We start from the raw sequence: 26,566 nt of genomic DNA, 5'->3' as shown, positions 1-26,566 counted from the left end.
CTGTAGCTGCAACTGGCGGAAACGACGAGCCGCGCACCTGTGCGGAAGTCAGAACGGGGCGTCGGCGTCGCCCGGCGGCACATACCCGTCGTAGCCCCCCGGACGGTGGCTATCGAAGCGTGTGTACTGCTTATTGAAGTGCAGTTTCAAGGTATCCACCGGGCCATTGCGCTGCTTGGCGATAATCAACTCGGCGACGTTCTCTTCCGGATCATCGCCCACCGCGACGGGTTCGTCCTCGTCACCACGGGCCTCCCGCGAACGGTAGTACGCCTCACGGTGGAGCAGTGCGATCACGTCGGCGTCCTGCTCGATGGCGCCGGACTCACGCAGGTCACTCATGCGCGGCCGATTGCCTTTGCGCGAACGGTCCTCCGTGGCGCGATTCAGCTGAGCCATCGCGATGACCGGGACGTGCAGGTCCTTGGCGAGCGCCTTGAGGCCGCGGGAGATCGCGGCGACCTCGACCTGTCGATTCTCACTCTTGGGCACCCGCAGCAACTGGAGGTAGTCGACGAAAATGGCTTTCACCGCATGCCGTCGCCAGGCCATGCGGGCCCGGGCGCGCAGCTCGGTAATCGTCAGGTCGGAGGTGTCATCCACCAGCAGCGGTGCGTCCGCGAGGTCGGCAGCGATGCTCTGCAAGCGAGCCATGTCCTGGTTGGAGTGCCGGCCACTGCGTAGCCGGTGAGAATCGACCCGCGCTCGGCTGCACAGAATGCGCTGGGCGAGTTGCTGCCGGCTCATTTCGAGCGAGAAGAACAGGCACGGCGCGCGCTCGACGATCGCGACGTGCTCTGCCATGTTGAGCCCCAGGGCGGTTTTCCCCATGGACGGGCGCCCGGCGACGATGATGAGTTCGCCCGGTTGGAAGCCGCAGGTGAGGGCGTCGAGCAGGGGGAACCCGGTTGGCACGCCGGTGAGCGCATCCTTGCCGCGTTTCTCGAGGGTCCGGAAGGCCTCTTCGATCAAGACCGTCAGAAACTGTGCTTCCCCGGAGACGCGCCGCTCCGTGACGTCAAAGATCTCCTTCTCCGCGTAGTCGAGCACCTCGCGCGCCGGTAGTTCTTCGTCGATCGCGCGATCCGCGACCCGGTACGTGGCGTTGACAAGCTGCCGCAGGAGATACTTGTCATAGACGATGCGGGCGTAGTGGGCCGCCCGTGCGGCCGATGGCACAGTGCTCAGCAACTGGCCCAGATACTCGAACTTGCCCAGCGACTCCCACAGGTTACGTCGCTGGAGCTCCTCCCGCAGGACGAGCTCATCCATCGGCGCATCCTGCTGGTGCAGGTGCAGGAGGACGTCGTAGAGCGCCTGGTGCCGCTCCAGCCGGAAAGCCGCCGCCCCGGCGTCGCGCAGGACGCTGATCACTTCTGCAATCGCTTCCCGCTCCAGCAGCATCGCGCCGAGCACCGCGCGCTCGGCGTCGATGTCCTGGGGCAGCAGGCGCTCGAGCCCCGGCCCCGACCGGCCGCTAGGTATCGCTGTCGGAGTCGAAATCTCCGTCTTCAGCCGCGTTGTCTTCGGCTCCGGTGTCGTTGACATCCGCGGCGCCTCCCTCACGCACCACCCAGACCTTGACCTCGGTGGCGACCTCGTCAGTGAACTCCACGCGCACCATGCGATTATCAAGATTGCGGATCGGTGCGTCCAGTGCGATGTGGTCGGGCTGCACCGGGTAGCCCAGCTCCTGCAAGGCGTGCGCGATATCGCGGGCGCTCACGGAGCCGTAAAGGGTGCCTTCGGGGTTTGCGGCCGCCTCGATCGTGATCGAGACATCGACCATCTGGTCCACGAGATCCTGGTACTGCTTCAGGCGGGCGGCCCGCTCGGCCGCGGCCTGCCGCTTCCGATCTTCAATCGCGCGCAGATTCGCTTCGGTCGGCTCGGTGGCGAGCCGCTGGGGCAGAAGGTAGTTCCGGGCGTAACCCGCTTTCACGTCGACCACGTCACCCACGTGACCGAGTTTGCGCACATCTTCAAGCAACAGCAAGCGCATGTGTACACTCTCCATTCTATGGGGAGGGCACCCGGCCACAGCCGCGCGCCCGCCGCTCGACTCACGTTACGTAGGGCATCAGGGCCATGAAACGCGCCCGCTTGAGCTCGAGCGCGACCCGCCGCTGCGCCTCGGCGTCGAGTCCGGTGCGCTTCCGTGAGAACAGTTTCCCCTGCGCGGTCGTGAGCCGCTGCAAGGTTGCCACATCTTTGTAATCAAATTGCTCCGCGTTCAGCTTCGCACCGCGGAAACGCGGGGTTTCGGCCGCGCGACGGGCCTTCCGTCGCTTCGCCCGGGCCTGCTTCAACATCGACTTCGCCATCGTTGCACTCTCCTGAGAATGGAGTCTGTTTCGGTCCCTTGTCCGGTCACGACCCGCGGCGGGGCAGGTCAGAACGGAATGTCATCTCCGGCTGGGGGTGGCAAATCCTCCGCTCGGTCGGGGGGGTAGTGATCGGGCGGCGCCGCGCGTTCGCCGCGGCCACCGGATCGGTCGCCCTGGTCGTCGCGCGCCGCATGGCCGCGATCGGCCGGCGCGCTACCGCCGCCTTCGCGTCCGCCGACGAACTGGAAGCCGTCGACAATGACGCTGAGCTTGGAGCGCTTCTGTCCGTCCTGGCCGGTCCACGTGTCGAACTTCAGGTGGCCTTCGACCAACAGCGGCCGGCCCTTGGTCATGTACTGGTTGATCGTCTCACCCTGCTTGCCGAAAGCTGAGACATCCACGAAGCAGGTCTCCTCCTTCTGGTTGCCGTCACGATCGCGCCAGTGCCGGTTGACCGCCAACCCGAAGTCGCAGACCGCGACGTTGCTGGGCAGGTAGCGCAACTGCGGGTCGCGCGTGAGATTGCCGAGCAGGATCACCTTGTTGAAGCTCGCCATGGTCTCTCCCTTCAACCCGTGCCGACACCCACGGGATCGTGGCCCGGACATCCCGGCACCACGGCCCCCGGGGGTTTGCTAGACGGTCTCCTCGGCGATTTCGTCCATGTGCTCATGACCGGCATCGCCCGGTCCGCGGCCACCATGCTCGCGGTCATCACCACGAGGCCGATCCCAGTCGCGTCCACGCCGCCCGTCACCGCGCTCACCCCGGTCACCGCGCTCGCCCCGGTCGCGGCGGTCGTCATCGTGACGACGGCCTTCACCCTGGAGCGGGGCCAGGGGCGTCTCGGCGGGATGGGCCTGCAACTCGGCCAGGCGTTCGGCCGTCAGGTTCTCCGCTCGCAGGAGCAGCGCGCGGAGCAGAACCTCGCTCAGCCGCACGTCGCGCTCCAGATCGGCGATTCGGTCGGTGGGGGCATCGAAGTACGTCAGCACGTACGTGCCGCGCTTGCGCTTCTTGATCTCGTACGCCAGTTTGCGCTCGTCGAATTTCACGCACACCAGCAGCGTCGCGCCGATGCGCTCCAGCAGCCGCTTGATCTCCTCCTCAATCGCCGCCCAGTCGCGCACGACGGCGGTATCGAACAGGAACAGGCCTTCGTAGCGTTTCAAGATGATTCTCCTTCCGACGCGCCACCGGCGGGGCTGCTGCCGCGCTCTTCGTCGCGTCTGCGATTGAACTCGTTCATAGCCGTCGCGATGCCACGCCGTACCCACGCCTCGGCCGCTTCGGCCGCCAGCGCCACGGTCGCGTCGATCACCGGTCGTTCGTCCGGCAGAAAGCGGGATAACACGAAGTCGCTTGCAGGGGCGCGCAGGGCCTTGCCGATGCCGATGCGCAGCCGCGCGACCTCCTGCGTACCGAAGTGCCGCAGGATGTCAGCGAGGCCTTTCTGCCCGCCGGCGCTGCCGCTCGCTCGCAGGCGGAGCTGCCCGACCGGCAGGTCGAGGTCATCGTGTACCACCAACACCTCCGTGGGCGGCAGCCGGTAGAACCGGCATACGGCCGCGACGCTGCGCCCGCTGAGGTTCATGAAGGTCAGCGGCTTGAGCAGGAGCACCCGCTCGGTACCCACCTGGGCTTCGCCCACCAGGCCCTCGAAGTCCCGGTCGAAGCGGCTCAGGTCGCAACGCCAGCGGCGCGCCAATTCGTCGGCCACGTCGTAGCCGACGTTGTGACGCGTTTCCGCGTAACGCGGTCCCGGATTGCCCAGGCCGGCGATCAGCTTCACCCTCACGCTCCCGCGTCCGCATCCTCTTCCTTGCCCTTCTTGATCACTTCGGGCTCGGCAGAACCTTCACCCTCGACCGCTGCGGCAATTTCCTCTTCGGTCGTGCCGCGCGGCGGATGTACGATCGCGAGCAGTGTGGTGGGTTCGTCGAGCACCTGCACACCTTCCGGCACCTCGAGATCGCGTACGAAGACGCTCTCGTTGAGGTTCAGGTGCTGGACCCGGACCCGCAGACGCTCGGGAATGTTGAGCAACGAGCATTCCACCTCGACTTCGCTCTGCACCTGGGTCAGCGTGCCGCCGGCCTGCAGGCCCACCGGGTCGCCGCGGAACTCGATCGCGACGGTGACCCGCACGCGTTCGTCAGCGTTGACCCGCACTAGGTCGACATGGAGCGGCTTCTCATCGAGGTGGTCGTACTGCACTTCCTTGATGAGATACTGTGTCTCCTTGCCGTCGACCAGCAACTTCACCACCTGCTGGTTGTGCTGCAGCGCCAACTCCAGGTCGTGCTGGGACACCGCGACCGTTTCTGGCGGCAACTGGTGACCGTAGATCACCGCCGGCAGCAGCCCGCTCTTGCGCAACCGCGCATTTGCATTGCGGCTGCCGGGCTGCCGCGTTTCACCCTTGATTGTCGTAATCTCCATACCTGCACTCCGTGGTCAGCGCGGGATGCCGGCCGGCGTGGCCGGATACCCCGGCAACCTATTTCATGAACAGACTGCTCACCGACTCGTTTCGATGAATGCGCCGAATCGCCTCGCCCAGCAGCTCACTGACGGACAGCACCGTCAGATTCGGTAAGCGCTCCCGTACGGAAGGCGGCAACGGAATCGTGTCGGTCACCGCCAGGTGGTCAATCGGCGCTGCCATCAGCCGCTCCACGGCCGGCCCGCACAGCACCCCGTGCGTAGCGGCCACAATGACGCGCTTCGCGCCCTGCTCGCGCACGAGCTCACTGGCCCGCGCGACCGTGCCCGCCGTGGCGATGATGTCGTCCACCATCACGACGGTCTTGTCGCGCACATCGCCGATGATCGCCTGCGTCAGGATTTCCGTACCGCTGACGCGGCGCTTGTCGATGATCGCCAGATCGCCGCCCAGCCGCTCCGCGTACACGCGGGCCCGCTTCACGTTGCCGACATCCGGGCTCACGAGCACCACCGGCCCCACCTGCAACGACGCGATGTACGCCGAGAACACCGGCTCCGCTGACAGGTTGTCGACGGGAATGTCGAAGAACCCCTGGATCTGGGCCGCGTGCAGATCGAGCGTCAGCACCCGATCGGCGCCTGCCGTCGTCAGCAGGTTCGCGACCAGCTTGGCGGTGATCGGGACGCGGCCCTCGTCCTTGCGATCCTGTCGCGCGTAGCCGAAGTACGGAATCACCGCGGTAATCCGCTTGGCCGACGCCCGCTTCAGGCAGTCCATGAAGATGAGCAGCTCCATTAGATGCTCATTGCCCGGCGGGCAGGTGGACTGCACGATGTACGCGTCGCGGCCGCGCACGTCTTCAAACAGCTTCAGGGAGATTTCCCCGTCCGGAAAAGTATCCAGCGCCACACGCCCCAGCGGATAGCCGAGGTAGTGCGCAATCTGGTCGGCCACGATGCGGTTGCTGCGCCCGGAGAAGATGCGGAAACCGGTCATCACGCCCCTCCCGACAGCGCGCCGCTCAGTACCGTGCCGTCCCCGATCGACGTGCCTCCGGCGAGATGCACGAACGGCCCGATGCGGCAGTTGGCGCCGATCTGCACCGGTCCGGTCAGCGCCACGAAGGGATACACCACCGTGTCGCGCCCGAGTTGAGCCCGGGCGTCGATCCACGTGGTGGCGGGGTCGACGATCGTCACGCCTTCGTCCATCAGCCGCCGCAGAATGCGGTCTCGCATGACGGCGTTGACCATCGCCAGATCATGGCGCGAATTGATGCTGTAGATATCCGCGGGCGGCACCGACGTCACCGCGCCCACCGGGCGCCCCGCCGCGCGAAACAGCGCAAAGGTGTCGGTGATGTAATACTCGTTCTTGGCGTTGTTCGGCTGAAGCTGGTCCAGCGCGATCAGTAGATCGGCCACCCGGAAGCAGTAGTAGCTCGGGTTCACCTCGCGGATGGCACGCTGCTCCGGTGTGCAGTCAAGTTGCTCGACGATGCCCAGGAAACGCCCCTCACCGTCGCGCCAGATTCGTCCGTAGCCCGCCGGATCGTCCAGCACAGCCGTCGCCAGCGTCGCCGCGTTGCCTTCGGCCAGATGCCGTTCGAGCAGCTCGCTCAGGGTCGCCGACCGGATCAGCGGCCCATCCCCGCACAGCACGAGCACATGTTCGAAGCGGGCCATTTCCTCCCGGCATACCATGACCGCATGCCCCGTGCCACGCTGCGGCGACTGCTCCACCCAGTGCAGACCCGCGTCGTGTGCAAAGGCCGCCCGCACCAGTTCCTGCCCGTGTCCTACCACCGCCACCGCTTCCTCCACGCCCGCTGCCCGGCAGGCGTCGAGCACGAACGCCAGCATCGGCCGACCGCAGACCTCGTGCAGCACCTTGGGCAGTTCGCTCTTGAGGCGCGTGCCCTTTCCGGCCGCGAGAACGACGGCGCCGATGCGCGGTTGAGCCATGCGGAAAACTCCGTTCGGAAGCCGGTCACGCCCTGCACCGTCGGACGCTCGCCGGGCAGGTCACTACCCGGCCTGGACTCGAACCAGGACTGCAAGGACCAAAACCTTGTGTGCTGCCAATTACACCACCGGGTAACGGCACGCCGACCGGCGCTTCGCCGACCTACGCTCGTCGCGAGAAACCATGAAAGCACGGTTGCGGACCCGCGCGGAGGCCTGAACCACCAGCCGTGACCGGGTGGCCCACCGTGACCGGTCGCACCGCGACCGTCACTCGCCCCTTGCGTGCGGGCAATCTACCTGACCCCGGCTGCGACGACGCCGGGAGTTCAGCAGCATAGTAGACGGCGGCCCGGCCTGTCAACGGCCGGTTTTCGCCGCCCCCGCGCCCCCGGTGGCGCTCACTCCCCTTCCGCTCAGGGAGGGGGCGGGTGTGTGCATCGCACCGGCCGGGGCAGGCAGCGGTGTGGCACTTACTCCCCTCCTTCTCAGGGAAGGGGCAGGGGGAGGGTGAGAACATGAAGGTGATCCACGAGCGATCGGAACCGGGTGGTTTTCCGCGGCAGGTGGGCGGATTGTACTGGAGATAGCGGCCGCTGCGGGGTAAGGTTGGAGGCGCCGGGGTCGCTGGGTCGGCCTCGCGTGTGGGACGAGTGCGGCCGTGTACTACTGCGCGAACGAGTTGAACCAGTACGAAGCGCTCGACGATGCGGCCGGGTGCGAGCCCCCGTTCACGCGCGAGTTCACCCACGACGCCGACGGGAACATGACCGGCGACGGCGATCTTGCGCTGGTTTACGACGCGGAGAACCGGCTGGTCGAGGTCGCGCCGGCCAGCCCCGGCAGCGGCGACAAGAAGGCGGTGTTCGTCTACGACTACCGCAACCGGCGGGTACAGAAGTCGGTTTACGAGCACAACGGGTCGGCGTGGGGCGGGTCGCCGGTGGCGCGTACGCGGTACGTGTGGGACGGCTGGCTGCTGATCGCCGAGCTCGATGGGCTGGCGAGCAATGCTCCCCTGCGGACGTTCTGGTGGGGGCTGGACCTGGCGGGCCAGCGCGGCGGCCGGCCGGGCGATGCGGCCGGGGGCATCGGCGGGCTGCTGGCGGTGTGGGACCGGACGGCCACGGAGGATTACGAGGAGAGCGAGGCGGAGCCTGAGGAAATCGGCCGCAAGTGGGTCTTCGCGTACGACGCCCTGGGCAACGTGGGCCAGCTCGTCGACCTGTATCCCGCGACCTGGCAGCCGGTGAATATCCTGGCGGCGCGGTACGAGTACGACCCGTACGGGAACGTGACGGCCGCGGGCGGGGACTACGCCGAGCGCAACCGCTTCCGGTTCAGCACGAAGCAGTTCGAGGCCGAAAGCGGGCTGGGCTACTGGGGCGAGCGGTTCTACCACCCCGAGTACGGGCGCTGGGCGAATCGCGATCCGATTGGGGAAGCGGGCGGGACAAATCTCTATTCGCACGTTTCGAATCGCACGACGATCGGTTTCGACGCCTATGGCTGGTCCATGCAGGGTTGCAGCCCCATCCCGAAGATCGATCCGTTGCGACACAGTCCGCTTCCGCCGGACCGACCCGTGCCGGTCCGACCCATGCCGGAACCCCCGCCGCCAGTTCCTGCACAATCCCCTACTGTGACTCCAGATATGTTAGTATACTGCGCACAGGGCTGTGACCAGCCCGGAGATTCCTATTATACATGCCGAAAGGCATGCGTCAATGCTGCGACGCAAGGGTGGGAAGACTGTGTCGGAAACTGCTGGAGCATGAACTCGGCCGATTGGGACCCCTGTTTGAGTGGATGCCAGCATGGGTCGAACTACCGTTCGCCCTTGGGCCCTCCGCCGCCACCCCCACGTGTCTTGTGCCCCGGATGGGTGGAAGTTAGTGCAGCAGCGAGTTGCGGGGGATGCCTCGCCGCAATAGGACTAGCTTTGACCGGATCCGGCGGCTTGGCGGCGCCGGGCTGCGCGCTCGCGTTTCAGCTGACACCGTGCGCAGCCGCCTGTGCGACATGGAGTTATTGCCTGAGCCTTTATTTCTAAAGGTGTACCCCGACCGGACTCCTGAAATGACGTACACCTCGCGAGCGTTAGTTTCTTGTGGATGTCGCGTGCGTATAGTACATGCACCGCTTGGAGTGACATACTGGCAGGGTTCGACCGGGCGAGTTCTGGCAGAGCGTCATCCAGCTTCAGAGAGCTGCGCAACTGGGATGGTCCTATCGACGGGCACGTGTGACCAACTAAGTTGGTGCCATACGATGCAACTGCAACCCGTCCACAAGGCGGAACAACTTAGCAACTTCGCGCCATGAGATTGCGCGCGAACGGAGTTGACGCAATGCATGATAGACACCGGCCGGTGATCCGCGCCCTCGGCCTATGGCTCTTGGTGTGCTCGCTCGGGACCATCATAGGTTTCGCTGTTCACCTATCGCAACAGCCGAGCGTGGAGTTCGTGAAGTTGTTGGCTACATTCGCGGGTGGTTTCATATGCGGCTCCGGAATGGTCGCTGGGATTGCCGAGTTCGTCCTACGCAGAGGTTAGCTCGACCTTCACGTACCCAGTGCAATCCGCGGGTCAGGACAGCTTTGGGTGCAACAACGGGGCCATTTGTGCCTCCTCGCTATTTTGTGTGGGTAACCTGAGCGATGGCCGGCAGCTTGAAGTCGAGTTTTCCGGCGATCAGGTAGACCATGGTGATCAGGTAGTGGGTCGAGCGGAAGCCGCGGGCTTTTCTCTTGGCCGACTGGATCAGGCTGTTGATCGCCTCCAGCGGTCCGTTACTGATTCGCGAAGTGAACCAGCCGCAGCACGCCGCCCAGTGCTTCTTGATCGTCTTGGCCGCCTTGATCATGGCCGGAATCCGGCTGTGGGTGGCTCCAGAAGTACCACTGCTTGAGCAGCGGTTCAGCCTCTTCCACGGTGTCGCAGGCGAAGAGATCCTGGAAGACACTCTTCATGTGCGTGGCCCGCACGGTCGCCAGCTTGCTGGAGCGCAACTCGTCAAAGACGCGGGCCTGCTTCTCGGTGCGGTTCCAGTCGTTCTTCAACCAGACGTAACGCGTGCCCTTGAGTTCCGGGTGTCCGCTGTTCCTCACGCCGGACCTGATCGACCGCAGCCCCCAGCAGCTTCATCAGGTGGAAGTTGTCGAAGGTCAGTTGGGCTCCGGGAACTGCTCGCGCAGACCGTTGATGAACGCCGCCGACATGTCCAGGCATAGCCCCTCAATCTGCTCGGCCCGCCCGCCGTGAGCCTCCAGGTCGCGCTTGAACGCCGCGACGGTCCGGGCATCCTTGCCTTCGGTGGCGAACAGCACCCGGCTTGGCTCGTTGCCCAAATCCATGAACACGCTGATGTAGTTGTGGCCGCGCCGCGGGAAGTCTCGTCCACGCCGATGGCGGTCACCGGCGAGAAGTCCGCCGCGCGCGGGCCCGCTCGACATAGTGCTGCAAGACCCGCCACACCCGCGTGTCGTGCTCACCGATCAGAACGGCCACCTGCGCCGGCGTCATGCCGCCCTGCACCAACATCAGGATGAACGCCTCCATCAGCAGCGTAAAACCCGAACCCGGCCGCGACCACGGCACTTCAACCGTCTTGACCCCGTGGTCCGGACACTCGACCCGCGGTTGCCGGGCGTGCAATAGCGTCTTGTGCTGAAAGAAGTTCAGGTGCCGCCAGGTCCGCTCCGTGCTGTCGTAGGCCCCGCAACCGGCGCGTCCGCACTCCGGGCAAGCGAAGCGGCTGCCGGAAGGGAAGTCCAGCCAGAGTTCCAGCTGCTGCCGGTCCCCGGAAAACTCGATCTTGCTGACGACCCACGGCTCGGCCAGCCCCAATGCCACCCGGAACAGCTCCTGCATCTGATCGCGCATCACTCGGCTTCCTTGCAGTCTGGCCGCGAACTCTCCGGCGGCTTCCTTCTCACCGGAGGGAAAGAAGCCGGGGTTCAGGGGGCAGAGCCCCTGGCGGGGTTTGGGGCGGAGCCCCATCGGATGCCGCTGCGGCCGCCTGATCCGCCGCATCCTCTCCGACCGCCGCCCGATCGAAAAGCGCCAGACCCCGCACAACTTACGTCACCAAGCTCACGGTCTTACCCACACAAAACAGCGAGGAGCCCCATTTGTTCGCTTCGGCGCCGTTTTCGGGCGACTTCTTCGAGTCGTACGGGTACAATGACCGCAACGAGTTGGCCGGGTCGGAGTTCTTCCTCGGCACGCGCAGCGCCGGGACGAGCGCGGCTGCCGGCGACCGGGCGTATGCCTATGACCCGATCGGCAACCGGACGGAGAGCACGACGGGGACGAGTGCGGCCGTGTACTACTGCGCGAACGAATTGAACCAGTACGAAGCGCTCGACGATTCGGCCGGGTGCGAAACCCCGTTCACGCGGGAATTCACGTACGATGCGGACGGGAACATGACCGCCGACGCCGACCTGGTGCTGGTCTACGACGGCGAGAATCGGCTGGTCGAGGTCGCGCCGGCCAGCCCCGGCAATGGCGACAAGAAGGCGGTGTTCGTCTACGACTACCGCAACCGGCGGGTGCAAAGGACAGTCTACGAGCACAACGGGTCGGCGTGGGGCGGGTCGCCGGTGGCGCGTACGCGGTACGTGTGGGACGGCTGGCTGCTGATCGCCGAGCTCGATGGGCTGGCGAGCAATGCTCCCCTGCGGACGTTCTGGTGGGGGCTGGACCTTGCCGGCCAGCGCGGCGGCCGGCCGGGCGATGCGGCCGGCGGCATCGGCGGCCTGCTGGCGGTGTGGGACCGCACGGCCACGGAGGATTACGATGAGATGGGGGGAGGTCTGGAAGATGGCCGCAAGTGGGTCTTCGCGTACGATGCCCTGGGCAACGTCGGCCAAATGGTGGACCTGTTCCCAGAGCGGTGGCAGCCGGAGGTCATCCTGGCGGCGCGGTACGAGTACGACCCGTACGGGAACGTGACGGCCGCGGGCGGAGGCTACGCCGACCGCAACCGCTTCCGGTTCAGCACGAAGCAGTTCGAGGCCGAGAGCGGGCTGGGCTACTGGGGCGAGCGGTTCTACCACCCCGAGCACGGGCGGTGGGTGAATCGGGATCCGATTGGGGAGGAAGGTGGAACGAATCTGTATAGCTATGTGAAGAACCGGCCCAGCCATTTGATCGACGCACGTGGACTGGTCGCACTCCAGTGCGCACTCACCGAGCTCGAGACGCAGCCGGACGAGCGGCCTGCGGAAAGCGACGATGCTTTGCCATCGGACTCACCGAAGGGTCGTGCGCGGCAGGTGCGAGGCGGCACCATCCTTCAAGCTGGTTTGCGCGCCTGCTCGGCGAGCGACATTTCTCCGGGCCTGGCACCGGGAACCAATCAATTCTCTTGCCCAGCGTCCTTGAATCCAGCGAGCACAGCTTGGGGGCGGTGTCTCTGCGCTTTCGCACCTCTCACGTGCTTGAGACACTACTGCCACAACTGCCTGAACTGCTGTATGGCCGCGTGCGAAGACAAGTATTGGCCGAATGGGAATACCGCATGTTCGGCGGCATGCACGATGTCATACGTGGCCTGTAATGCAGGTGGCGCATGCTGTAGCTGGACGCCCATTCCATACTGATGATCCAGGCGGTGCAATGAGGACATTGACTGCGCTCATAATAGTACTATCCATCGCGGCTGTTGGCCTGTTATCTCTGACGTGTGCACGTAGTCAAGGAGTGCAATACGCCGCAGGCGATGGTCCCTATTCCGAGGCTGTCCTCTACGGCGAGAGTGGCGTCGAGATCGCTCGAACTCAGGATGCTGAGACGCTGGCCGTGGTCGCGACCATGCTTCACGGCGCGCGACCGTGCGCGGAGGGTTGGTCGTGGAATGATGGGGCTATAGTCGCGAGGTTGTCTGTTCAGCTAAAGACTGGACAGATGCATCGAATAGTACTGTTCGAGGACGATCGCGCCGTGTTACTCGGAGCACCACTGAAAGACTCCTGTCGTTCTGTGGATGTTGTCGCCTTGATGACAATGCTTGGAATCGACGAGCACTGACGATGCCGACCCGATCGGCAACCGGACGGAGAGCACCACGGGGACGAGTGCGGCCGTGTACTACTGCGCGAACGAGTTGAACCAGTACGAAGCGCTCGACGATGCGGCCGGGTGCGAGACGCCGTTCACGCGGGAGTTCACGTATGACGCCGACGGGAACATGACCGCCGACGGCGACCTGGTGCTGGTGTACGACGGCGAGAACCGGCTGGTCGAGGTCGCGCCGGCCAATCCCGGCAGCGGCGACAAGAAGGCGGTGTTCGTCTACGACTACCGCAACCGGCGGGTGCAGAAATCCGTGTACGAGCACAACGGGTCGGCGTGGGGCGGGTCGCCGGCGGCGCGGACGCGGTACGTGTGGGACGGCTGGCTGCTGATCGCCGAGCTCGACGGGCTGGACAGCAATGCGCCCCTGCGGACGTTCTGGTGGGGGCTGGACCTCGCGGGCCAGCGCGGCGGCCGGCCGGGCGATGCGGCCGGGGGTATCGGCGGGCTGCTGGCGGTGTGGGACCGCACGGCCACGGAGGATTACGAGGAGGAGCCCGAAACCGAGGGGCTGCTTGAAGAGGAGCTCACCGGCCGCAAGTGGATCTTCGCGTACGACGCCCTGGGCAACGTGGGGCAGCTCGTCGACCTGTACCTGACGACGTGGCAGCCGGTGAACATCCTGGCGGCGCGGTACGAGTACGACCCGTACGGCAACGTGACGGCCGCGGGCGGAGGCTACGCCGAGCGCAACCGCTTCCGGTTCAGCACGAAGCAGTTCGAGGCCGAGAGCGGCCTGGGCTACTGGGGCGAGCGGTTCTACCACCCCGAGTACGGACGCTGGGTGAATCGGGATCCGATTGGGGAGGCGGGGGGAACGAATCTGTACAGCTATGTGGAGAATCAAGCGGCCCGCAGCATCGACGCCCTCGGCCTCAAGCGGAAGATCAACTGGTCGAAACTCATTAAGACCGGTGGGTTCATTGCCCTTGTACGATGTGCAGGTTGCCTTGCCGCTATTGACATTCATATTGCAACATGCTCGCTCTATGCAGAAGACGATGAGACATGGGCCGCGTGCGTCTGCGAGCAATTGGCGTCATCCTCCGCAACCCGCTGGCTGTGCAGAGCTTGTGCGTTTCTTGTTGGCGATCCAGTGCAATGGGCGCAGGATTATATTGGTTGCCCACCTACCAACATGCACAGTGCGTGGGGGCCCACGGGCCCAGTCGGTGGCAGCCCGCTACTGTGGCATAAGCATTGACAGTGGCGAAGCGCTTCTCGTGACATACAAGGGATGCGTTAGGCCACGACACAGAGGATTTGTGATGAAAGCCTTCAATCCGCCGACCTGTCCGTGCTGCGGCTCGAGCGCAGCCGTCCATCTTGCGAGAACGTCCGGCAACGTGTGGCGCCTTCCCGCCGCGGTGGCTGTGGCGTTCGTCTTCAGTGATGTGATTGCTATTGACTGGCGGTGCCACACGACAGGACAGCTTTTCCGCTGTTCAGGAGTAGAGCACACCTGTAGAGGCGCAGATGAAGTGCAGGAGCGGGAGTAAGCGCTCGACGATGCGGCCGGGTGCGAAACCCCGTTCACGCGGGAATTCACGTACGATGCGGACGGGAACATGACCGGCGACGGCGACCTGGTGCTGGTGTACGACGGCGAGAACCGCCTGGTCGAGGTCGCGCCGGCCAGCCCCGGCAGCGGCGACAAGAAGGCGGTCTTCGTCTACGACTACCGCAACCGGCGGGTGCAAAGGACAGTCTACGAGCACAACGGGTCGGCGTGGGGCGGGTCGCCGGTCGCGCGTACGCGCTACGTGTGGGACGGCTGGCTGCTGATCGCCGAGCTCGACGGGCTGGACAGCAATGCGCCCCTGCGGACGTTCTGGTGGGGGCTGGACCTCGCGGGCCAGCGCGGCGGCCGGCCGGGCGATGCGGCCGGGGGTATCGGCGGGCTGCTGGCGGTGTGGGACCGCACGGCCACGGAGGATTACGAGGAGGAGCCCGAAACCGAGGGGCTGCTTGAAGAGGAGCTCACCGGCCGCAAGTGGATCTTCGCGTACGACGCCCTGGGCAACGTGGGGCAGCTCGTCGACCTGTACCTGACGACGTGGCAGCCGGTGAACATCCTGGCGGCGCGGTACGAGTACGACCCGTACGGCAACGTGACGGCCGCGGGCGGAGGCTACGCCGAGCGCAACCGCTTCCGGTTCAGCACGAAGCAGTTCGAGGCCGAGAGCGGGCTGGGCTACTGGGGCGAGCGCTTCTACCACCCCGAGTACGGACGCTGGGTGAATCGGGATCCGATTGGGGAACGTGGCGGCAGCAATCTTTACGGGTATGTCGCGAACGCCGCGACTCTCCGCATCGATCGTATCGGCCTGATGGCGTGCCCGGCCGCGTACGACGACGAAGAGGACGAGGACTGTAGTACCATCTGCCCGCGCGTTTGTTCGTCTGTCGAAGTGGCTCGGACATTCGAAGACAAGATCCATTTGGGTATGGTGATCTGTGAGGGCAAGTGTCGGTGTGCATGCGCGAATTCGCCGAAGGTGCCCGGCGGACCGCCCGGCACAGCGGACAACGTTCAACTTCGATGCCTGCTGGAGCACGAAGAGGTGCATGTGCAGCAGGACAGGTCCGATTTCTGCTCGACGTGCTTACCTCCGAACGCGCATGGCGTGCGCGTCCTTGGCTATCGAGGCGGCTTCCTTTGTGGTGAGGGGTATCGGAAGAAGTCCGAGTGTGATGAGGCTATCTCAAAACCGGGACACCTGTTGACTTTGTACAATGATGCATGTTGACACTCACGAATGAGCAATTGGATTGGCTGGCGGACAGGATTCCGGATCGGCCGAAGAGTCCGAAGGGCGGACGGCCCGTCGCGGACAAGCGGCGGACGCTGCGCGGCATCTTCTGGATGCTGGACAACGGCGCGAAGTGGAAGGACCTGCCGCGCGAGTTCGGCGCGGGCCACGGTGCACCGTTGGTTCCAGCGCTGGACGCGCGAAGGGCTCTTTGAGCAGGCCATGCGGGCCGCCGGACGCCTGGTCGAACGGCGCGGCGCGTACCGCGTGTACGAATGCTTCATCGACGGCACCTTCGCCAAGGCCCGGGGCGGCGGTGATGGGATCGGCGCGGCCACCTCGGAAAAGGCGTGAAAATCATGGTTCTGGTCGATGCTCGCGGGTTGCCGGTGGCGATCGATACCGCGCCGGCGGACGCCCACGAGAGCCGCTGCGTGCAGGCGCTGTTCGACTTCGTGCTGACGCGCGAGACGCCGCCGCGCGTGATCGGCGACAAGGCGTACGACAGCGACAAGCTCGACGAAGAGCTCGCACAGCGCGGCATGGAAATGATCGCGCCGCATCGCGGCAACCGCAAGCCGGAGAATGTGACACAGGACCGCCGGCCGCTGCAGCGCGCCAAGCGGCGCTGGACGGTGGAGCGGACGATCTCCTGGATCCAGAACTACCGTCGGCTCTGCATCCGTTGGGAGAAGTCGAGCTGCCTGTTCAGCGGCTTCTTGCATATGACCTGTACGCTTCTCTTGCTTTCAGAGGTTTTGAGATAGCCTCATGCCTATACTAGGGAGGCGCGATGCATTGCAGCAGCGATTGTCGCTGGCGAGGTGGACGGACTCGATGCGATGTACGCTCGCCAGAATCTTCTCAAGACGATGATAACGACGTGCCTATCGCACAACTGCGACATTAATGATCCGGCTGTGCTCGCGGCATTTGACGACGAGATGTGGATCAATACGCTTAAGGAGGCCTGTCCGAAATACCAGTCTACGCCACGGCCAACGGCACCGACTCCCACATTCCCATCGCCACCGGGTGGCTAAGCGCTAAGCGCCAGGTGCTGGAGCTTGTAGCTGTCGAGGAGTGGCAACCTGTGGTGCAATCTGAGTCTTGGGACGACACAGCTCAGAATGTGCTGCGAAATACGTTCGCTTAGGCGCGCTACCGGTTGTCTCGTCTAGAGGGCGCCGCAATCGTAAGCGGTGAGGTAGTGTCAAGTCCTGTGTAAATTGAATCTGGGGCATCCGTCACGTTCGTTCACGCCGCATGGGTCTTCGCCTTCGCCTTCACCTTCGTCTTCACCCGGCGGTTCTTTCCTTCCGGCAGCGGTATCTGGGCACACAGGTGCGCGCCTTCAAGTGCCGCCAGTTCTGCGACAGCCGCATCAGCACCTGATGCACCAGGTACACGCCGCTCTTGGTCTTCTTGAACCGCTTGGCCGCGTTCGTCCGCAGCCGTACGCCCGCAAACGGCGACTCGATCACGTTCGTCGTCCGCAGGTGCGACCAGTGCGGCTCCGGAAACGCGTAGAACGTCAGGCAGCGATCCAGATCGTCCCCCAGACAGTCCGCCGCCCGGTCGTAGCCCGCCCGACGGAAGTCCGCGATCACACCGGCCGCCAGCTTCCGCCGCCACCTCACTTTCCGCCTGCCAGATCGCCCGCAGTCGCGGGGTCGCCTCGGCTGCTCGGCCTTCGGCAGCTTGTCGAGCACGTTCATCGTCTTGTGATTCGTGCAGCGCTGCTGGGCCGAGTTCGACTCTGCTCGTTCACCGCCGCCCACAGCCCCAACGCCCCGTCCGCGATCCAGCAGCCCGGCCCGTTCAGACCCCGCTGCCGGCAGTCCTTCAGCAACTCGCCCCAGCTCTCGGGCGCTCTCGCGATACCCCTCCCGCAGCGCGAGCAAGTGCTTCTGCCCCTCCGTATCCGCCCCGATCAGCACCATCAGGCAGGCTTTCTCCGTACCCAGCCCGGCCTTCAGGTAAATCCCGTCCGCCCAGATATAGACGAACTTCCGGCCGCCTCGGATCCTGCCGGTCGAACGCCGCGTACTCGACGCGGAACCGCTGTGTCAGCCGACTGATCGTGCTGGGCGACAGCGGCGCGTCGTTCCCCGCCAGCAGCCGCAAGGCCGGCTCGAAGTCCCGCGTCGCCAGGCCTTCGATGAACAGCCGCATGAACGTCTCCTCGATCGTGTCGCTGCGACGCTGGTACTTGCGCACGATCTTCGATTCGAACGGCTCCTGGCCCGGCGGGATGTCGCGCACCTGCGGGACCTCCAGCGGCACCGTGCCGCTGCCCAGCGTCAGCCGCCGCGGCGTGGTCCCGTTGCGGTAGCCGCGGAACTCGCCCTGTCGCTGATACCGGTCGCGCTGGAGGTAGACGTTCACCTCGTCCTCCAACGCCGCCAGCAGCATCTGCCGGGCCCCAGCCGGGCCAGTTCCTCGACCTGGTCCCGAACCACCTGCACGGCCTCGTCCGCCCCCGCCTCGTCCCGCCGCTTGACGCTCGATCCTCGTCCGGTTGTAGTAGCCATCGGGCTCCTCCTGGGAAACGACTCTCGTTTCAAACGCACCAGCAGGATGCCCCACGTTCTCAATTTCCACAAGATTTCAGGCTACCTCTAAGCGGTGGGCCGAGTGTTGGACATGACCAGTCTCAATCGGCTAGGGCTTCGGACCATTGCGTATGTCACCGTGGCGCTGTGGACCGGCAACAGTGTAGTTTTTGATCGGTATGGAGGTGGTGCACAATGGCAGCCTGATCCGTGCCTCACGGTGTGCGCGGGTGTAGCCGTGCTTGGGTGCATTGCAGGACATAGGTACGTAGGCCGGCGAGTTGATCCAACGAAGTGTCGCAAGTGCGGATACGACCTCACAGGGAACGTCAGCGGACGGTGCCCAGAGTGTGGATGCGTAATCGCGGGATAGCGCGCGCCCAGCGCAGCGGCGAAGGCTATTCCCCTTCCTTCTACGAGGCCTACGGGTATAATGACCGCGGGGAACTGACGAGTGCGGAGTACCACGCGGCCGTGTACCCGGCGACGAACCACGTGAGCGCGAGCGACCACGGCTTCGACTACGACCCGATCGGGAATCGCCGCCAGGCGACGCAGGCCTTGGCGGGCTTCTCGCCGGAGTACTACTGCACCAACGCGCTCAACCAGATCCTAACGATCGATGACGCCGACACTTGTCCTCCGGGAAGCCCGAACAAGTCGCTGGGCTACGACGCGGACGGGAACATGACCGGAGACGGCGACCTGACACTGGTGTACGACGCCGAGAACCGGCTGGTCGAGGTCGCACCGGCCAGCCCCGGCAGCGGGGACAAGAAAGCGGTACTTGGCTGTGAGCATGGAACGCACTCCGTCATCACACTGCGTTGGGGATTTGTGAAGCCGGGGTTATGAACAGGAAACGTGAGCAACCACGGTCGCAGAGTCACGTGAGGTTGCGTGTTCCTGGCGGGAGCGGTTTATCGGTTCGGCGTACTTCCGCACGGCGGGAGCGGCAATCGTCGAATCTCGGGGCCATGAACTACGAGTACCGTAATACTGTGATAGCAAGCACCGGAAGAACTTCCAGGGTGCTGGCATGGATGTTCAATTCCTCGCCGGGGCCAGTTCCGCCAGGGCGGCTGTGATCGTGGCCAGTTCGGTCGGCTGTAAGCGAACGGGGCTCTCTGCGGGGCGTACGGCATCGATCGCGAGGGCGGCCTGGAAGTGCGCCGTCGCCCGGGCCGCAGCCGCTGGGTCGCGGGATGCGCGCCAAACCTCAAGCCAAGCCGCACCGGCGGCAGCCGCATAACGCGGACTGGTGGGGTGGCGCCGCAGGGCCTCATCCCAGGAACGGGCGGCGCGCAACTGCATGGCGCTGGCAGACGCGGGGTTGTTCTCCGCCCGATAGCGGCGGGCGAGTTCCTCCTCGATGCGGGCCAGTGTGGCGTAACTCTCGCTGTGCCCCGGCAGGCGTTCGACACCGCGTTGTGCGTAGGCAAGTGCCTCCTCAAGGCGCTGGATGCGCTCCGCACGGAGCAGTCCCGGCGCGCTCGAAGCGCCGAAGACGCTGTTGGCGGCATCGCGGGGTGCGGTGGCCGAGGGGCCGTGTTCGGCGAGTAATCTGGCCGCACGCCAAAGATTGGGCAGATCACCTCTGTGTACAGCCCCATGCTCGGCGCGCTGCAGGTCGGCCCGTAATTGGGCATCGCGGCCGGCCGGCTGTGCCACGCCGTAGATGTAGATGCCCACCAGGGCGATGCCGCCCAGGGGTGCGACCCAGCGGGTAAGCAGAGCCCGCGTACCCGCGCAGGGTTGGGGGGCGCTAGTCGGGCTGGCCGCGACAGCCGCACACTCGTCAGCGGCGGCCACATTGCGCCAGGCGCCGACGGCTGCCGCTGCGAGTGCGAAGGCGGCAAGCCCGCCCGGTGTCGTCAGTCCGAAGTCGACCAGGGCGTGAACCCAGGTCACCAGCAGCGCCCCAAGCAGACCGGCGGTCACCCAGTTCGGGTCCGTCCCGAGCACGCGATCCAGCACCCAGCCGACGGCCAAGGTCGCGACCAGGAAAATCGCACCCACGTCGATGAGCCAGATGATCAGGACGTGCGGATTTCCCAGCGGCAGACCACCACATGCGGCCTGCACGACGAGTGCGCCAATCGCGACCAGGAAGGTCAGCGTCAGGGTGAAGCGCGCGGGCGGCGGCCGGGCCTGCCACAGCAGGCGGCAACCCCAATTACGCACCGCTGCGAGGAGCACAATGATCCAGAGCACCGAGCCGCCCAGCAGCCCCAGTGGCCCCGTCTCGACGAGGAGACTGACCCACAGATTGTGGGGGTTCCGGACTTCCTCGGTGCTCTCGGCGGCTTTGAGCCGTATGTAAGGCGCCTGAAAGTTCTCACGGCCGATGCCCGTCCACGGCGCTGCGGCGTAGGCCCGCGCGGCAGCGTCCCAGTACCACCAACGGAAGGCGAGCGACACGTGCGGCAAGGTGCCACGCTGCATGCCATAGGTGGCGGTCACGAGGATGCCGACGAATGTGACAGCGCCGATCGCGGCTACGACCAGCGCGGGACGGCGCCGCAAGAACATTGTCAGCACCCCGGCGGCCGCAGTGGTGAGGATGCCGGCCACGACAGCCACCTGCGCCCCCAAGCTGCCGGTCAAGGCGAGCCCAGTACCGAGCAGGCCGAGGATCGCGGTGACCAGCAGCAGGGCGGCAACCGGTGGGCCGCGCGGTGTGGCCGTGGTTTGGACGAACAGACCACGGAGAACCCCGACAAAGAGACCGGCCACACAGGCGAGCCAGGCCGCCAGCACGGATGCTGTAATATTGGCATGCGCGAGGAAGCCCGTTGCCTCACCCGACTGCATGCGGCGCTCATAGTTCACCAGCAGCGGGTCATCGGCGGCGCGACCCTCGGCCAGCAGCCGGGGGCGGATCTCGCGCTCCCAATGGGTACGCGTCTCAGGCAGCTCATACGCCACTTGATAGATGCACTTCACGGCCGTCAACGTACCGACCGCGAGCCAGATCGTAAGCAGCGCGCGCAGCAACCACGGCGTACGGACCGCGACGGCCAGGGCGAGGGCCGCAAGTACGCTGATCACGAGGTTACCGCCCGCCAGCAGCGCGAGGCGTGGTTGTTCGGCCACCCAGCTCGATACGAGCACACCGGCGGACAGGAGCGCGACACCCGCAATGACCCACGGAGGGCCGCGCCAGCGTTGGTAGCGTGCGAGAATGGCGACCGCGCCCGCGAGCAGCCAGGCGTCGAGCCACGCGGTAGCTGCGGGTGTGGGTCCGGGCAGATCACCGGTGCCGCGCAACAGCGAAAGCGTGAGTGGCTCGAACAACTCCGCGAGCAGGATGCGCCCCGCGAGCACAGCCATCAGTACCAGACACGCGGCGAGGTCAAACATGTCGCCGTGTGGCGTCGGTTGGGGGGCCGGAGTTGCAGGCGTCGCGCGCATCAGGTGTTCGGGCGGAGCGGTGCTTCCAGAATCGCGATGATGCCCAGCACCATGAGCACCATGACGACGATCGTCACTGTGCGAAGCAGGTCCGCACCCGGGAGCAGCGTGGCGCCTAGGCCGGTGGTGGCCGTGGCGAGGTAAATCGTCAAGACGGCGAAGCGGCGGGTGAGTCCGCGCTCCACCAGCCGGTGGGAGAAGTGGCGCTGGTCACCGACCATCGGGTTGCGCCCCTCCAGCAGGCGAATCACGACGACACTGATGAAATCATAGAGGGGGATCGCGAGAATCACGAACGGCATCGCGAGCGTGTAGGGCGGCATGCCGGTCGTGCTGTCATAGTACGTTGTCATCGTGGAAACAACCGCGAGCATGTAACCGACCAGCAGACTGCCGGCATCGCCCATGAAGATTCGTGCCGGCGGAAAGTTGAACCACAGGAAGCCCGTCACCGCGCCGAAAAAGATGCACGCCAGCAGCGGCACCAGCACCTGCCCGGCCAGCGCGCCGCAGACGGCCAGGGCGGCAAGGCACAGGGCCGCCACGCCTGCGCTCAGGCCGTCCATGTTGTCGAGAAAGTTGAAGGCATTCACGATGATGATGAACCACGCCGTTGTCGCCAGCAGTGCCCCAATTTCGCCCAGGAACAAGCCGAGTCGCACGTTGCCCGCCACTCCGACCAGCAGCGCGACTGCGACAATAACTCCCAGCTTCAGCAGCGGTGGTTGTGGCCGGCGATCGTCCAGCAGTCCGAGCAGGTGCAGCGCGAGTCCACCGCCGAGAATGGTCAGCAGCATGCGTGTGTTGTCGCGGGCGCCGCCCACGTAGTCCCGCAGCGTCTCGCCGAAACGGGCGACGAGCCAGTCATCGGGGAGGGTCCATGCCAGCACCAGCAGACCGGCCAGCGCCGGCCAGGCGGCGAGCAGGATGGCCGTCCCGCCGCCGTAGGGCATCACGCGAGCATGCGTTTTCCGCCCGCCCGGATGGTCTACGAAGTCGAGCCACAACGCCGCGCGGCGCGCGAGTGGTGTCATGACGGCCGCGACAAGAAAGACCCCTGCCGCGGCCAGAACAAAGAGCCCCGGCAGGTACGCCGGCAACGATGTGGACACGTTCGCGAGCGTGCTCATGGGTCCTGCGGCTCCGAAGCATCCACCGTCGCATCGGCCACGGCGCGCTCTGCGAGCTTCCCGGCGTGGTTCCACAGCGCGCAGCTCGCTGGTGTCGCGTAATCAGCGGGTGCGTGGGGCAGTGCTTCCCAGCCACTTGTGCTGTGCACGAGCAACACCTCGCCGTACACACCGCCATCGAGGTATACGGCGGTCGGGGTGTCGCGAGTCGTCGCCCGTACGAGCTTATGCGGCGTCACGTAGCTCGGATCGATGTTGAGCGCCCGCACGTAGTCTGTCAGCAGCGAATCCTCGGTAATCTGAACTTCGAGGGCGTTGGTCTCGATCTTGACATCCGCGAGTCGGCCCGGGCGGAGCGGGTGGGCAAAGAGCAGGAAACAACGTCGCAGGGGGGCTCCCATCTGGTGCTCGTAAAGTGTGCCATCGGCCGAGTCGAAGGGTGCCAATTCATCGGCCAGCGCACCGTAGCGGCGGACAAGCAGTTGCCGCGCTCGGCGCATCAGATCCTCGTCGGCACCGAGCAGGGCAACGGTGAGTAGTACGGAGGGCGCGGTACGGGCCTTGGCCATGGTGGCCAGTGTACTACGGGGCTACCATGGCGGCGAGAGTGCCGCGGGCTGGCAGGTTGGTTGTGGTGCGCTGAGTTTCGGCTGGGGTGAGTGAATGGATGCTACCACCTCGCAAGTGCAGGCGGCCGCGCACAGGAGTAATGAACGGTGCACTGTAATCTAGGTGTGTTTGAGGATGCGGGTTACGCACAACTCTTGCCCCTGACGTGGCTGCGGGCAAGCTGCGAGCTGCTCTGCGGTTGCGATACACTGCTGGAAAAGCTGCGCGCGGCAGTCCCCGGCCCGCTGGCGCGCCTGTGGGTACGGCCAGACCTCGCGCCCGTGGTCGCGCGGCGGTTGCCCATGGAGCCCCCGGATGCGTCCGCCCCGTGGTGCCTGTGGAATGCCCGGGCGCTGGTGTCGGCGCCGGTAGCTGTGCCGGCGCCAGGTGTCGTGTGGGTTGCACAAGGGGAAGTGGTTGCGGCGGGGGTCGCTGGCGCGGCTATATCGCAGCTTGACGGCGAGGTCTTCACGCGACCGGACCGGCTGGCCGCATGGTGTGAGACTTTGAGGCCGGAGGCGCCGCCCGCCGGGGTCGCGCTGTTGCGATACCCATGGGAACTTGTGCAGGCAAACGCGACCGAGTTGCGCCGGCAGGCGGCCCAATTCGCGGTAGCGACTTCCGTCCCCAACGGGGTGCACTTGGTGAACCCCGCCGAAATACGGCTTGCCCCCACCGCACGCATCAAGCCGGGAGCCGTGCTCGATGCGGAGGACGGCCCGATCATCGTGGGTGAGGGTGCGCTGATCGAATCGCTCGCCGTGGTGCAGGGGCCGTGCTTCATTGGCCCACGGACGATCGTGCGGCCGGGGGCGGTGCTGCGGGGTGGTACGTCGCTGGGGCCGGTTTGTCGGGTCGGGGGCGAGGTTGAAGGCAGCATCCTACTGGGCTACAGCAATAAGCAGCACGACGGATTCCTGGGTCACAGCTACGTGGCGCAGTGGGTCAATCTCGGTGCGGATACCGTGACAAGTGATCTGAAGAACACCTACGGCACAATTCGCGTATTCCTGAACGGCCAGGGAGTTGAAAGCGGGCAGCGTTTCATCGGCTCGACGATCGGTGACCACAGCAAAACCGGCATCGGCACGCTGTTGCCAACGGGCTGCGTGGTGGGGGTTGCTGCGAACGTGTTTACCGCGGGACGCGTTCCAAAGTTCGTGCCGTCATTCGCGTGGCTGACAGACGAGGGTCTGATGCCTTATCGCGTGGACAAGGCCGTGGAGGTGGCACGAACGGTGATGGGGCGCCGGCAGGTGGAGCTGGACGTGGTCGAGGCGGGACTGCTGAAAAGGGTGGCCTCGGAGGCCCGGCATGTCGAACGCTTCGGTTGGGACGCGGTGCATTGAAGAACGGGTTGCGAGCCCAGCCAATACCGATAGAGTGAGCAGCCATTACACGGCTGCCGAGTGGTGGGTTGCGCAGTGCGCCCGTCGGCGGCCAGCGGGCATACGAAGGGAGACCGCGCGTGAAGACTCGTTTGGCGATCGCGGCGTTGGCCGCAGGGTTCCTGGTGGTGGTGGTGGGGTGCAGTGCTACGAGCGGTGCCATGACCGCGCTGCGACTGGGGAAGAATGCCTCGGAGAAGGACAGCTACCTGAAAATCATGCTGGATGGCCACGCGGCAAAGCAGAACACGGCGCAGAAGGCCGCGACGGGTTATTCGCGCTTTGAAGTGAAGGATGGCGTCAGCACCTCGCCGACGCTGGAGTTCGAGATCGACGAACCGGATCGCTTCGGGCGGATCACCATGGTGACGATCCAGATTCATCAGAAATTCGAGGCCGACTACTCGCACCAAGCCGAGTTTGTAGTGTACTCAAGCGACCAGAGCCCCGAGGCACAGATGAAGCCGAAGACACCGTATGCCCTGGGAGCGCCGGAAGCGCCGCTGCAAGTCATCAACTACCGCAACGAACAGGTCAGCGGAGTGCAGCTTGAACCCGGGAAGAAATACATGCTGGTCCTGACGGTCAAAGCAGACAAGAGCGAGACTGCGCAGATCTATTTCGAGACGAAGTAGCCCGCTGCGACTAAAAACCCGGCACCGCGCGGGGGGCATACGGGGGGGACGCGGGTCGTGACGGCACGGCGTAAGCTCGTGACAGTGCAGCGCGGAGTTCGCCTGCGTGGCAGGAACGGGCGCGAGGGATCATCTGATGGCTCCACTGCGCGTTCTGATCACCCGGCGTGTGCCGCCGCCGGCGGTTGAACTACTGCAGTCGGCGGGGTGTTCGGTGGAATCGTTTGAACAGGAAGAGCCACCGACGCGCGCGGAAATCCTGCGACAAGTTGCCGGTGTCCATGCCATGATCGCGATGCTGAGCGAACGGATTGAAGCGGAACTGCTGGACGCAGCCGGGCCCGCTCTGCGGGTGGTCGCGAATTTCGCGGTCGGGATCGACAACGTGGACCTGGCGGCTTGTGCGGCACGCGGGGTCCGCGTGACGAATACGCCCGGCGTACTGACCGATGCCACCGCGGATCTGACGTGGGCGCTGCTGCTCGGGGCGGCGCGCCGCGTGGTGGCAGGGGATCGTTTCGTACGTTCCGGGCGGTGGAGCGGCTGGTCTCCCACGCAATACCTGGGGTTGTCGTTGCAGGGGGCTACGCTCGGGTTGATCGGGGCCGGTCGCATCGGCACGGCGGTGGCGCGGCGCGGGTTCGCCTTTGGTCTGCGGATCCGTTACGTGCATCCGCGACCGAATGCTGAACTGGATGCGGCCGGGGCGCTGCGGTGCACACTGGCGGAGTTGTTGCCGGAAGCGGACGTGCTGTCCTTGCACATCCCGATGCGACCGGAGAACCGGCATCTGCTCGGGGCGGCTGAGTTCAGGCAAATGAAGCGCACCGCGATCCTGGTCAATACGGCACGCGGAGCGGTGGTGGACGAGGTGGCATTGGTTACGGCGCTGCAGACCGGACAAATTGCGGCCGCAGGGTTGGACGTGTTCGAGCAGGAGCCACGTCTGACAGCGGGGCTGACGGGGTTGGAAAACGTGGTTCTGTTGCCACATTTGGGGAGCGCGACGACGGCGACGCGGGAGCGGATGTCGCGGATGGTGGCGGAGAACGTGCTGGCTGTGCTCAGCGGGCGCGCGCCCCCGAACGAAGTCGGGCGGGGAACCATGCAGGATTGAGGCGAGTTGCCGGGGGGGGGCAAAGTACGGGCCGGCCGAACCCCTGCGGTACTGCGTTCCCACCGGGCTTGCAGGTGCAGTTCGGAGTTGGGGAGCGAGTGACGATACGCCCGCAAGCCGGGGGGACGACGCTCCGGGCGCG

At 65.4% G+C, this 26,566-nt stretch carries 25 protein-coding genes, 1 tRNA gene and 1 pseudogene; 10 read left to right on the top strand and 17 right to left on the bottom strand.

The window, feature by feature from the left end; all coding sequences use genetic code 11:
• Positions 1-48: 48 nt before the first annotated feature.
• From dnaB to IPM18_11795, 10 genes are all read right to left on the bottom strand, one after another.
• A complete protein-coding gene (gene dnaB / locus IPM18_11840) occupies positions 49-1,548 on the bottom strand; it encodes a replicative DNA helicase (protein MBK9120275.1) in 1,500 nt (499 codons plus the stop codon).
• Positions 1,478-2,002: a 50S ribosomal protein L9 gene (gene rplI, locus IPM18_11835; protein ID MBK9120274.1), complete on the bottom strand. Its 525-nt coding sequence runs from the start codon at positions 2,000-2,002 to the stop codon at positions 1,478-1,480. Before rplI ends, dnaB begins: the two co-directional genes overlap by 71 nt.
• A 61-nt stretch (positions 2,003-2,063) precedes the next feature.
• Complete coding sequence (gene rpsR, locus IPM18_11830) at positions 2,064-2,312, bottom strand: 30S ribosomal protein S18 (protein ID MBK9120273.1); 249 nt, start codon at positions 2,310-2,312, stop codon at positions 2,064-2,066.
• Between the two features lie 80 nt (positions 2,313-2,392).
• Positions 2,393-2,884 carry a single-stranded DNA-binding protein gene (locus IPM18_11825; protein MBK9120272.1) on the bottom strand — a complete coding sequence of 164 codons (492 nt, stop codon included), beginning with the start codon at positions 2,882-2,884 and terminating at the stop codon, positions 2,393-2,395.
• Positions 2,885-2,962: 78 nt separating this feature from the next.
• Positions 2,963-3,499, bottom strand: coding sequence for a 30S ribosomal protein S6 (gene rpsF, locus IPM18_11820; protein ID MBK9120271.1), 537 nt, complete (start codon positions 3,497-3,499; stop codon positions 2,963-2,965).
• Positions 3,496-4,119 (bottom strand): aminoacyl-tRNA hydrolase, encoded by a 624-nt coding sequence (locus IPM18_11815; protein ID MBK9120270.1) that lies wholly within the window; start codon positions 4,117-4,119, stop codon positions 3,496-3,498. Before IPM18_11815 ends, rpsF begins: the two co-directional genes overlap by 4 nt.
• A gap of 2 nt (positions 4,120-4,121) precedes the next feature.
• Entirely contained in the window at positions 4,122-4,769 is a 648-nt protein-coding gene (locus IPM18_11810; protein ID MBK9120269.1) for a 50S ribosomal protein L25, read from the bottom strand.
• 58 nt (positions 4,770-4,827) lie between these two features.
• Positions 4,828-5,772 carry a ribose-phosphate pyrophosphokinase gene (locus tag IPM18_11805; GenBank protein MBK9120268.1) on the bottom strand — a complete coding sequence of 315 codons (945 nt, stop codon included), beginning with the start codon at positions 5,770-5,772 and terminating at the stop codon, positions 4,828-4,830.
• On the bottom strand, positions 5,772-6,740 hold the full coding sequence (locus IPM18_11800; protein ID MBK9120267.1) for an NTP transferase domain-containing protein: 969 nt from the start codon (positions 6,738-6,740) through the stop codon (positions 5,772-5,774). The genes IPM18_11805 and IPM18_11800 overlap by 1 nt, the downstream gene beginning before the upstream one ends.
• Positions 6,741-6,803: 63 nt before the next feature.
• Positions 6,804-6,875 (bottom strand) — tRNA-Gln (locus tag IPM18_11795).
• Positions 6,876-7,401: 526 nt separating this feature from the next.
• Between IPM18_11795 and IPM18_11790 the strand changes: the two genes are divergently transcribed.
• Positions 7,402-8,793, top strand: coding sequence for an RHS repeat-associated core domain-containing protein (locus IPM18_11790; protein ID MBK9120266.1), 1,392 nt, complete (start codon positions 7,402-7,404; stop codon positions 8,791-8,793).
• A gap of 584 nt (positions 8,794-9,377) precedes the next feature.
• On the opposite strand, the pseudogene IPM18_11785 reads toward IPM18_11790, so the two are convergent.
• Positions 9,378-10,615, bottom strand: a pseudogene (locus tag IPM18_11785) (ISL3 family transposase).
• 260 nt (positions 10,616-10,875) lie between these two features.
• Between IPM18_11785 and IPM18_11780 the strand changes: the two are divergent.
• From IPM18_11780 to IPM18_11760, 5 genes are all read left to right on the top strand, one after another.
• Complete coding sequence (locus IPM18_11780; GenBank protein MBK9120265.1) at positions 10,876-12,351, top strand: RHS repeat-associated core domain-containing protein; 1,476 nt, start codon at positions 10,876-10,878, stop codon at positions 12,349-12,351.
• Positions 12,352-12,758: 407 nt separating this feature from the next.
• Complete coding sequence (locus IPM18_11775; protein ID MBK9120264.1) at positions 12,759-14,027, top strand: RHS repeat-associated core domain-containing protein; 1,269 nt, start codon at positions 12,759-12,761, stop codon at positions 14,025-14,027.
• A gap of 364 nt (positions 14,028-14,391) precedes the next feature.
• Positions 14,392-15,573 carry an RHS repeat-associated core domain-containing protein gene (locus tag IPM18_11770; protein ID MBK9120263.1) on the top strand — a complete coding sequence of 394 codons (1,182 nt, stop codon included), beginning with the start codon at positions 14,392-14,394 and terminating at the stop codon, positions 15,571-15,573.
• Positions 15,567-15,791: a transposase gene (locus tag IPM18_11765; protein MBK9120262.1), complete on the top strand. Its 225-nt coding sequence runs from the start codon at positions 15,567-15,569 to the stop codon at positions 15,789-15,791. Before IPM18_11770 ends, IPM18_11765 begins: the two co-directional genes overlap by 7 nt.
• Positions 15,792-15,926: 135 nt before the next feature.
• Entirely contained in the window at positions 15,927-16,343 is a 417-nt protein-coding gene (locus tag IPM18_11760) for an IS5 family transposase (protein ID MBK9120261.1), read from the top strand.
• Between the two features lie 531 nt (positions 16,344-16,874).
• Here the strand turns inward: IPM18_11760 and IPM18_11755 are convergent.
• From IPM18_11755 to IPM18_11745, 3 genes are read right to left on the bottom strand one after another with little or no spacing between them, the layout of a single operon-like run.
• Positions 16,875-17,519, bottom strand: coding sequence for a transposase (locus tag IPM18_11755; GenBank protein ID MBK9120260.1), 645 nt, complete (start codon positions 17,517-17,519; stop codon positions 16,875-16,877).
• Positions 17,422-17,964, bottom strand: a complete 543-nt coding sequence (locus IPM18_11750; protein ID MBK9120259.1) for a transposase — start codon at positions 17,962-17,964, stop codon at positions 17,422-17,424. Before IPM18_11750 ends, IPM18_11755 begins: the two co-directional genes overlap by 98 nt.
• The gene (locus IPM18_11745; protein MBK9120258.1) at positions 17,961-18,110 is read right to left on the bottom strand and encodes a hypothetical protein; all 150 of its coding nucleotides are present in this window, start codon (positions 18,108-18,110) and stop codon (positions 17,961-17,963) included. Before IPM18_11745 ends, IPM18_11750 begins: the two co-directional genes overlap by 4 nt.
• 369 nt (positions 18,111-18,479) lie before the next feature.
• On the opposite strand from IPM18_11745, the gene IPM18_11740 reads away from it, so the two are divergent.
• Positions 18,480-18,986 carry a hypothetical protein gene (locus tag IPM18_11740; GenBank protein ID MBK9120257.1) on the top strand — a complete coding sequence of 169 codons (507 nt, stop codon included), beginning with the start codon at positions 18,480-18,482 and terminating at the stop codon, positions 18,984-18,986.
• Between the two features lie 192 nt (positions 18,987-19,178).
• On the opposite strand, the gene IPM18_11735 is transcribed toward IPM18_11740, so the two are convergent.
• The 3 genes from IPM18_11735 to IPM18_11725 are packed head-to-tail and all read right to left on the bottom strand — an operon-like array spanning position 19,179 to position 23,244.
• Entirely contained in the window at positions 19,179-21,545 is a 2,367-nt protein-coding gene (locus tag IPM18_11735; protein ID MBK9120256.1) for an O-antigen ligase family protein, read from the bottom strand.
• Positions 21,545-22,675, bottom strand: coding sequence for an undecaprenyl/decaprenyl-phosphate alpha-N-acetylglucosaminyl 1-phosphate transferase (locus IPM18_11730; GenBank protein ID MBK9120255.1), 1,131 nt, complete (start codon positions 22,673-22,675; stop codon positions 21,545-21,547). The genes IPM18_11735 and IPM18_11730 overlap by 1 nt, the downstream gene beginning before the upstream one ends.
• Positions 22,672-23,244 (bottom strand): DUF4416 family protein, encoded by a 573-nt coding sequence (locus IPM18_11725; protein MBK9120254.1) that lies wholly within the window; start codon positions 23,242-23,244, stop codon positions 22,672-22,674. Before IPM18_11725 ends, IPM18_11730 begins: the two co-directional genes overlap by 4 nt.
• A 147-nt stretch (positions 23,245-23,391) precedes the next feature.
• Between IPM18_11725 and IPM18_11720 the strand changes: the two genes are divergently transcribed.
• From IPM18_11720 to IPM18_11710, 3 genes are all read left to right on the top strand, one after another.
• Positions 23,392-24,633: a hypothetical protein gene (locus IPM18_11720; protein ID MBK9120253.1), complete on the top strand. Its 1,242-nt coding sequence runs from the start codon at positions 23,392-23,394 to the stop codon at positions 24,631-24,633.
• 119 nt (positions 24,634-24,752) lie between these two features.
• Positions 24,753-25,307, top strand: a complete 555-nt coding sequence (locus tag IPM18_11715) for a hypothetical protein (GenBank protein MBK9120252.1) — start codon at positions 24,753-24,755, stop codon at positions 25,305-25,307.
• Positions 25,308-25,443: 136 nt separating this feature from the next.
• Positions 25,444-26,424, top strand: a complete 981-nt coding sequence (locus IPM18_11710; protein MBK9120251.1) for a D-glycerate dehydrogenase — start codon at positions 25,444-25,446, stop codon at positions 26,422-26,424.
• Positions 26,425-26,566 lie beyond the last annotated feature (142 nt).

The sequence above is a fragment of the Phycisphaerales bacterium genome (assembly GCA_016716475.1).
In the GTDB taxonomy this organism is placed as follows: Bacteria; Planctomycetota; Phycisphaerae; order UBA1845; family Fen-1342; genus JADJWG01.
This window is presented reverse-complemented; position numbering and strand designations above follow the sequence as displayed.

Bases quoted from the DNA above. Each gene is read 5' to 3' on its own strand.
- dnaB (MBK9120275.1), bottom strand. From the start codon at position 1,548: ATGTCAACGACACCGGAGCCGAAGACAACGCGGCTGAAGACGGAGATT.
- rplI (MBK9120274.1), bottom strand. From the start codon at position 2,002: ATGCGCTTGCTGTTGCTTGAAGATGTGCGCAAACTCGGTCACGTGGGT.
- rpsR (MBK9120273.1), bottom strand. From the start codon at position 2,312: ATGTTGAAGCAGGCCCGGGCGAAGCGACGGAAGGCCCGTCGCGCGGCC.
- IPM18_11825 (MBK9120272.1), bottom strand. From the start codon at position 2,884: ATGGCGAGCTTCAACAAGGTGATCCTGCTCGGCAATCTCACGCGCGAC.
- IPM18_11810 (MBK9120269.1), bottom strand. From the start codon at position 4,769: ATGGAGATTACGACAATCAAGGGTGAAACGCGGCAGCCCGGCAGCCGC.
- IPM18_11805 (MBK9120268.1), bottom strand. From the start codon at position 5,772: ATGACCGGTTTCCGCATCTTCTCCGGGCGCAGCAACCGCATCGTGGCC.
- IPM18_11800 (MBK9120267.1), bottom strand. From the start codon at position 6,740: ATGGCTCAACCGCGCATCGGCGCCGTCGTTCTCGCGGCCGGAAAGGGC.
- IPM18_11770 (MBK9120263.1), top strand. From the start codon at position 14,392: ATGACCGGCGACGGCGACCTGGTGCTGGTGTACGACGGCGAGAACCGC.
- IPM18_11765 (MBK9120262.1), top strand. From the start codon at position 15,567: ATGTTGACACTCACGAATGAGCAATTGGATTGGCTGGCGGACAGGATT.
- IPM18_11755 (MBK9120260.1), bottom strand. From the start codon at position 17,519: ATGGTGCTGATCGGGGCGGATACGGAGGGGCAGAAGCACTTGCTCGCG.
- IPM18_11745 (MBK9120258.1), bottom strand. From the start codon at position 18,110: ATGGCTACTACAACCGGACGAGGATCGAGCGTCAAGCGGCGGGACGAG.
- IPM18_11735 (MBK9120256.1), bottom strand. From the start codon at position 21,545: ATGCGCGCGACGCCTGCAACTCCGGCCCCCCAACCGACGCCACACGGC.
- IPM18_11730 (MBK9120255.1), bottom strand. From the start codon at position 22,675: ATGAGCACGCTCGCGAACGTGTCCACATCGTTGCCGGCGTACCTGCCG.
- IPM18_11725 (MBK9120254.1), bottom strand. From the start codon at position 23,244: ATGGCCAAGGCCCGTACCGCGCCCTCCGTACTACTCACCGTTGCCCTG.
- IPM18_11710 (MBK9120251.1), top strand. From the start codon at position 25,444: ATGGCTCCACTGCGCGTTCTGATCACCCGGCGTGTGCCGCCGCCGGCG.